Origin of the sequence: Halomonas sp. KHS3 (assembly GCF_000830495.1) — a bacterium.
Classification (GTDB): Bacteria; Pseudomonadota; Gammaproteobacteria; order Pseudomonadales; family Halomonadaceae; genus Vreelandella; species Vreelandella titanicae.
Window position 1 is genome coordinate 182,154 of record NZ_JWHY01000010.1, and the last position, 7,171, is coordinate 189,324.

At 54.1% G+C, this 7,171-nt stretch carries 5 protein-coding genes; 4 read left to right on the forward strand and 1 reads right to left on the reverse strand.

Translation table 11 applies throughout. The features are described from left to right. Positions 1-22: 22 nt before the first annotated feature. A complete protein-coding gene (locus tag RO22_RS20120) occupies positions 23-1,210 on the reverse strand; it encodes an acetyl-CoA C-acyltransferase (RefSeq protein WP_022522936.1) in 1,188 nt (395 codons plus the stop codon). Between the two features lie 125 nt (positions 1,211-1,335). Between RO22_RS20120 and RO22_RS20125 the strand changes: the two genes are divergently transcribed. The 4 genes from RO22_RS20125 to RO22_RS20140 all read left to right on the forward strand — a co-directional run bounded on the left by RO22_RS20125 (position 1,336) and on the right by RO22_RS20140 (position 6,681). After that, complete coding sequence (locus RO22_RS20125) at positions 1,336-1,905, forward strand: TetR/AcrR family transcriptional regulator (RefSeq protein ID WP_035537983.1); 570 nt, start codon at positions 1,336-1,338, stop codon at positions 1,903-1,905. Positions 1,906-2,091: 186 nt separating this feature from the next. Further along, the gene (locus tag RO22_RS20130) at positions 2,092-3,762 is read left to right on the forward strand and encodes an AMP-binding protein (RefSeq protein WP_041159219.1); all 1,671 of its coding nucleotides are present in this window, start codon (positions 2,092-2,094) and stop codon (positions 3,760-3,762) included. 99 nt (positions 3,763-3,861) lie between these two features. Next, positions 3,862-4,629 carry an SDR family NAD(P)-dependent oxidoreductase gene (locus tag RO22_RS20135; RefSeq protein ID WP_022522939.1) on the forward strand — a complete coding sequence of 256 codons (768 nt, stop codon included), beginning with the start codon at positions 3,862-3,864 and terminating at the stop codon, positions 4,627-4,629. Between the two features lie 246 nt (positions 4,630-4,875). Then, on the forward strand, positions 4,876-6,681 hold the full coding sequence (locus tag RO22_RS20140) for an acyl-CoA dehydrogenase C-terminal domain-containing protein (RefSeq protein WP_027958464.1): 1,806 nt from the start codon (positions 4,876-4,878) through the stop codon (positions 6,679-6,681). Positions 6,682-7,171 lie beyond the last annotated feature (490 nt).

The following is a 7,171-nucleotide window of genomic DNA, read 5'->3' on the forward strand; positions in this document are numbered from 1 at the left end:
CTATATTTTGTAATAGCGCAGCTTAATCAACTAGCTCGACGGCGACAGCCGTTGCTTCGCCACCGCCAATGCATAAGCTGGCAATACCGCGTTTGCCGCCTTTGGTACGTAGGGCATGAATTAGCGTAGCGATGATGCGTGAGCCGGTAGAGCCAATCGGGTGGCCTTGGGCGCAGGCGCCGCCAAACACATTGACTTTGTCGTGGGGCAGGCCCAAGTCATCCATGGCCATCAGTGTCACCACCGCAAAGGCTTCGTTAATCTCGAATAGGTCTACGTCATTCACGCCCCAATCGAGCTTTTTCATCAGCTTTTCAATCGCACCCACTGGCGCGATGGTGAACTCACTAGGGTGTCGCGAGTGAGTCGTGTGGCCTAGCATACGCGCTAGCGGCTTAATACCTTGTTGATCTGCAGCTTCCTGACTCGCCAAGATAAGTGCCGAAGCGCCGTCGGAAATTGAGCTGGCGTTGGCGGCAGTAATCGTACCGTCTTTGGCAAAAGCGGGGCGCAACTGGCGGATTTTGTCGAGCTTAGCTTGGAAGGGCTGCTCATCGTGTTCGACAAGGGTTTCGCCCTGGCGAGAGGTGACCATCACCGGTGCGATCTCTGCGCTTAGGTGGCCTGAGTTGGTGGCGGCCATGGCGCGCTCAAGGGACGCAATAGCAAAATCATCCAGGCGCTCCCGCGTGTAGCCTCGCTCAGTAGCCACATCCTGGGCAAACACGCCCATTAGTTTGCCCGTTTCGGCGTCTTCCAGCCCATCCAAAAACATATGGTCTTTAAGCTCGCCGTGCCCCAGCCGATAGCCGCCCCGCGCCTTGGTAAGCACGTGGGGGGCGTTAGACATGGACTCCATGCCGCCAGCCAGCAAAATATCGCCACTGCCCGCTTTGATTAAATCGTGGGCAAGCATGGTGGCTTTCATCCCCGAGCCGCACAGCTTGTTAATAGTGGTGGCGCCATTGGCATCAGGAATGCCCGCTTGGCGCATTGCTTGCCGCGCAGGGCCCTGCTTAACACCAGCGGGCAGTACACAGCCCATAATGCCTTCGGTGATCAGGGCTGGGTCAATTCCCGCCTCTTCAATGGCCGCTTTGATGGCGACTGCGCCAAGCTGTGGCGCTGTCATGCTTGCAAGGCTGCCCATCATGCCGCCCATCGGCGTGCGTTTGGCGGCGAGAAATACAACATCGGTGGGGTTGCTCATGGCCAATCTCCTTCAGTTTATTGTGATTATCATAACGAGTAGTGGGTGATACGTTGACCCGTAGGCGGTGCTGTGGTTCTCTCCAGAGTAACCAAGCAAGCGCTAGTGTAAATGACATGAATGTAATGAATGCATCCCCTCGCCGCAAGGAACTGACGCGCCTCGCTGCTCAGCTATTCGTCCAAGAGGGCTTTGATCGCACGACCGTGCGAATGCTGGCGCAGGAAATGGGTATTAAGTCCGGTAGCTTGTTTCATCATTTTAAAGATAAGCAGGAAATCCTCGCTGCGGTCATTGAAGAGGGCACTCAAAATGCCTTGATGATTGCGCGAAAAGCGCTGGACGAGTGCGCTGCAGAGCCTGAAGTTCGGCTGCGCGCTATGGCACGTGCCCATCTTGAAACCCTCTTTACCGATCGCAATGCCCATGTGGTGGCACTCTTTGAGTGGCGCCGACTCGACCCAGCGGCCAGTGCTCATTTGAGCCACTTGCGTGACGCTTACGAGGCGCTGTGGGTCGCTGTTATCGACGATGCGTTGGAAGCTGGCTTGATCCATGGCGACCGCTTTCTTGTCTCGCGTTTTGTTTTGGGGGCGCTGAACTGGACAGTGCGCTGGTACGACCCCAGCGGGCCACGCTCGCCTGATGACCTCGCTGACGAGCTGGTTGCCATGATTATGCCCACCTCTGCTTAATACTCTGACAACAGCCTCGACCAACGTCTAACGCTACAGCTTATATCAGTGCTTGCTCTCTGAGTCGTTTGCTTTTAGCGTTGCTATTATCTTTTAGCTTACGTTAACGTCAACGGATAAATATAACAACACTGCTTGCGGTTATTCTCACTACGAGCTCATTTCCAATAACACAAGAGAGCCATCATGACAGCGACATCACAATCACTGCCCGACTATTACCACTACCTCGATAACTTTTCCGTTGATCGCGTTCTTGCCCGTCTGGATGACCACCGGGACGGCCTGCTAAATGCCTTTGAGGCCTGCTGTGGTCGTCATGTGCGCGCTGGCCGCGGCGATGTGCTGGCGCTGGTTCAAGAGGACTCTCAAGGTGATATGCATACCTTGAGCTACGCCGAGCTAGACGAGCAAAGCGCAAAGTTGGCAGGGTGGTTTAAATCCCAGGGGTTGGGTATAGGCGACCGCATTGCCTGCATGCTGCCGCGGTCACCACAGCTATTGATTGCAGTGCTCGCCACTTGGCGTATTGGGGCGGTCTACCAGCCGCTGTTTACCGCCTTTGGCCCCGATGCGGTGGACTATCGGCTAGGGCGTGCAGGCACCAAGTTGGTGATTACTGATCACGCTAACCGCTATAAATTCGATGGCCTTAGCCAATGCCCGCCGGTACTGGCGGTGGGCGGGGCGACCAGTGAGCATGCCGATGATCACGACTGGCAGGCGGCGTTGACGCATACGTCAATGAGCGACAAGCCGCCGAGGCTTGCGCCTGAAGCACCATTTCTGCAAATGTTTACCTCTGGCACCGTGGGTAAGCCGAAAGGCGTTGCCGTTCCACTGGCAGGGATGACCGCTTTTGCGATCTATATGGAGCTGGCCATTGATCTGCGTGACGATGACCGCTTCTGGAATATGGCCGATCCCGGTTGGGCTTATGGTCTCTACTATGCGATTGCCGGGCCTTTACTGCTTGGTGTGACGACGCATTTTTGTGAGGCAGGATTTAGCGCCGAGGGGGCGCTGGCGTTTATGAAGCGCCACCACATTACCAATTTTGCTGCCGCGCCGACCGCTTACCGCCTAATGAAAGCGTCAGGGCTATTTGATGACGCCCATGAAACGCTTGAGCTGCGTGCGGCTAGCTCGGCGGGCGAACCTCTAAATACTGAAGTAGTGACCTGGGTTGAGAAGTCGTTGGGATGCCCGGTTATGGATCACTACGGCCAGACCGAAACCGGCATGACGTGCAATAACCACCATGCCCTTGACCATCTCAAGCATGTGGGCGCAATGGGCGTGCCGATGCCGGGTTATCGACTGGCAATTTTGGACGCGGAGTATAAAGAGCTGCCTGCCGGGGAGCCTGGTGTCCTCGCCGTCGATATCAAGAACTCCCCGGCACACTTCTTCCAGGGCTACACCTGGCAAGAGAAGAATCCCTTTGTGGAAGGCTATTACCTGACGGGCGATGTGGTTATCCGCAATGAAGACGGTACCTTTCAATTTGCCGGGCGTGATGACGATATTATTACCACCGCGGGTTATCGGGTGGGGCCAACGGACGTTGAAAATAGTGTGATGACGCATCCTGCAGTCGCCGAATCGGCGGCAGTGGGGCAGCCTGATGAGATCCGCGGCGAGGTGATCAAGTCGTATATCGTGCTCCGCGAAGGCTATGAAGCCAGTGACGAGCTGGCTGATGAAATCAAACAGCGAGTGCGTGAGCGGCTTTCGACCCACGCTTTTCCGCGCATTATTGAGTTTGTCGATGAGTTGCCTAAAACCCCCAGCGGCAAGATTCAGCGCTTTAAATTACGTGCCCAGGCAGTAGAAGAAGCCAAAGCAAGTCAATAGCCCATCAAGTGAGTAGCCAAATCAAATGAATAAAAAAGCGAGTGAATAAACCCACCACGATATATAGCAACCATACATAACGACCAAAGGGATACGGAAATGCAGGTTAAGGAGAGTACCTTTTTAATTACCGGGGCTGCCTCTGGTCTTGGGGCGGCTACCGCTGAGCGCTTAGTCGCTGCAGGCGCTCGCGTCGTGTTATGCGACTTAAACGACAGTGTCAATGCCCATGCCCAGCAGCTGGGGGCAAGCGCACGCGCCATTCTGGCGGATATTACGTCAGGCGAACAGATGCAGCAGGCCGTAGATGCGGCGGTAGCGCTGGGTGGCGAGCACGGGCTTTCAGGCGTAGTTCACTGCGCGGGTGTGGTTAGCGTGGCCAAGCTGGTTGATCGTGAAGGCAACCCGGCTGATTTAGAAAGCTATATGAAAACGATCAATATCAATCTGGTCGGCACTTTTAACGTCATGCGCCTTGCGGCTGCCGCCATGGCTAAAAACGCGCCGAATGAGAGTGGTGAGCGCGGGGTGATTATTAATACTGCGTCCATTGCTGCTTTTGATGGGCAGGTAGGCCAGTGTGCTTATAGTGCCTCTAAAGCGGGTGTTGTGGGTATGAGCTTGCCAGCGGCGCGGGAATTGTCGCGCCATGCTATTCGGGTGATGGCCATCGCCCCTGGCGTATTTGAAACGCCGATGATGAGTGAAATTCCTGACGAGGCGGCCCAGGCACTAGCGGCGGCGGTACCTTTTCCTAAGCGTTTAGGTAAGCCAGATGAGTTTGCTCAATTAGCCGAGCAGATTATTACCAACCCCATGCTCAATGGCGAACTGATCCGCTTAGACGGTGGCATTCGCATGCAGTAACTAGATGGCCAGTAGGTAAAAGAAAAATAAAACGACTCGTCGGCTTTTGGTTGGCGAGTTTTTTTATTATTTGCACCAGGGGTTTACTGGTTGGGCGACCAAAGTTCTAGAGTGTTTTTGGGCTAAATTCAAACGCTCGCTTGACTCTGAGGGGCGCCCGCGCTAATTTTCAAACATGTGTTTGAAAGCTCTCTGCCATTAAGAGTTGCTTGGCTTTCAACCCCCCCCTTTCTTAGGAGAAGTGTGATGCCCAGCTATCAGGCCCCTATTCGTGATATGCGTTTCGTTATGGACGAGATGCTTGACTACCCCGCTCACTACGCGCGCCTGCCAAGCGGTGACGATGCATCGCCAGATGTTGTCAGCGCTATTTTGGAAGAGGGGGCACGCTTCGCCCGCGATGTACTGCTGCCGATCAATCAGAGTGGCGATGAAGAAGGGTGCCTACTGGAAGGGGGCGAGGTCAAAGCGCCTAACGGTTTCAAAGAGGCCTACCAGCAGTACGTAGAGGGGGGGTGGCCGAGTCTGGCCGCCGATCCTGCTCATGGTGGTCAAGGGCTGCCGCCTTCATTGGCGATGCTGTTGTCGGAAATGATCTGCGCCACTAACTTGGCGTGGGGCATGTACCCAGGGCTCTCTCATGGTGCGGCAGACGCACTTCGCCATCATGGCACCGATGAGCAGAAGGCGACGTATCTCACCAAGCTGGTAGAAGGGGTATGGACGGGCACTATGTGCCTAACTGAACCGCACTGCGGCACTGACCTAGGATTGATCAAGACGCGAGCAGTGCCCGCTGATGGCGATGCCTATGCGATTACTGGCACCAAAATCTTTATCTCGGCCGGTGAGCATAATCTGGCTGAAAACATTGTCCACCTGGTATTGGCAAAACTGCCTGGCGCACCGGAAGGTTCTAAAGGTATTTCGCTATTTGTAGTGCCTAAGTTCTTGCCCGATGCCCAAGGTAATGTGGGTGAGCGTAATGGCGTCACCTGCGGTTCGCTCGAGCACAAAATGGGCATTCATGGTAATGCCACCTGTGTGATGAACTTCGACGACGCAACCGGCTACTTGGTAGGGCCGCCCAATAAAGGGCTGGCGTGCATGTTCACCATGATGAACGCTGCGCGTCTTGGGGTGGGGATTCAAGGGCTGGGGTTGATTGAAGCCAGTTTCCAGAATTCATTGAGCTATGCCCGTGACCGGTTACAGATGCGCGGCTTATCGGGCAAACAGGCTCCTGAAAAGCCCGCTGATCCGATTATCGTCCACCCTGATGTGCGCCGCATGCTGCTGACCCAGAAAGCCTTCGCCGAAGGCGGGCGTATGTTGGTGCTTTATACCGCGCAAATGCTCGATTTGGTGGAGCATGGTGAGCCGGGTGAAGAGCGAGATCACGCTGAAACCCTACTTGGCTTGCTAACGCCTATTGTTAAAGCCTTCCTGACCGAAGTTGGTTTTGAAAGCACTAACGAGGGCGTACAGATCTACGGTGGTCATGGCTTCATTAAAGAGTGGGGCATGGAGCAATTGGTGCGCGATGCTCGCATTACTCGACTCTATGAAGGTACTACCGGTATCCAGGCGCTTGATCTGCTAGGCCGTAAAGTACTAATGAGTCAGGGTGAATCGCTGAAGGTATTCACCAAAGAGATCCATAAGTTCTGTAAAGCTGAAGCCGACAACCCTGCACTCAAAGAGTTTGTTGGGCCGCTCGCCAAGCTGAATGCAGAGTGGGGCGAACTGACCATGGGCGTGGGGATGAAGGCAATGCAAGACCGCGAGGAAGTAGGTGCGGCGAGTGTTGATTACCTAATGTATTCAGGCTATGTCACCCTGGCGTACCTATTTGCACGCGCGGCCAAACAGGCGTCTATTTCTTTAGAAGGTGACGATAAGGCCTTCTACGCTGCAAAATTGAATACTGCTCGCTTCTATTATCAGCGTCTATTGCCGCGTACCAAGGCCCATGCGCAGATGATACAAGCAGGTGCTGCAAGCCTGATGGCCATCTCCAGCGAAGATTTTGGTCTGGGATTTGAAATTTAATTAACGGCTAAAATGTGAAAAGAGCACTCTCTGATCAGGCGTTCTGATCGGTGGTTTGCGGCAGAAGGGTAGCCTTCTGCCGCTTTTTTATACGCAATAACTTCTTTTACTTGCTATCTTATTAGTCAGGCCTTAAAGTACGCATCCGCTGCCGGGGACGCCAAGCGTTACCAGCGGTGAATGAAGTGTAAAAGCTTCGGTTTGTCAGGTAGTTAGTGCTTTTACGAAAGCCACCACCAGGAAATGCGTAGAATACGCCTTCCTCGCTGAGGCAAGCCAGTTCAACGGCAAGCCGTGTGGCCCAGTTGGTTTATTAGCTAGCCACCGCAGCGAAACAGCTCTTTAACAATTTGATCAGGTAATTCATGTGGGCGCTTGCTGATGTTGGTGACAAATCACCAAATATCAAGGCAAGCGACTCAAGCAATAAGGTTTTAAAGGATTCGTCCTTTGRKATCTGTTTTGAATGAATTCGTTTGAACCTTGAGCC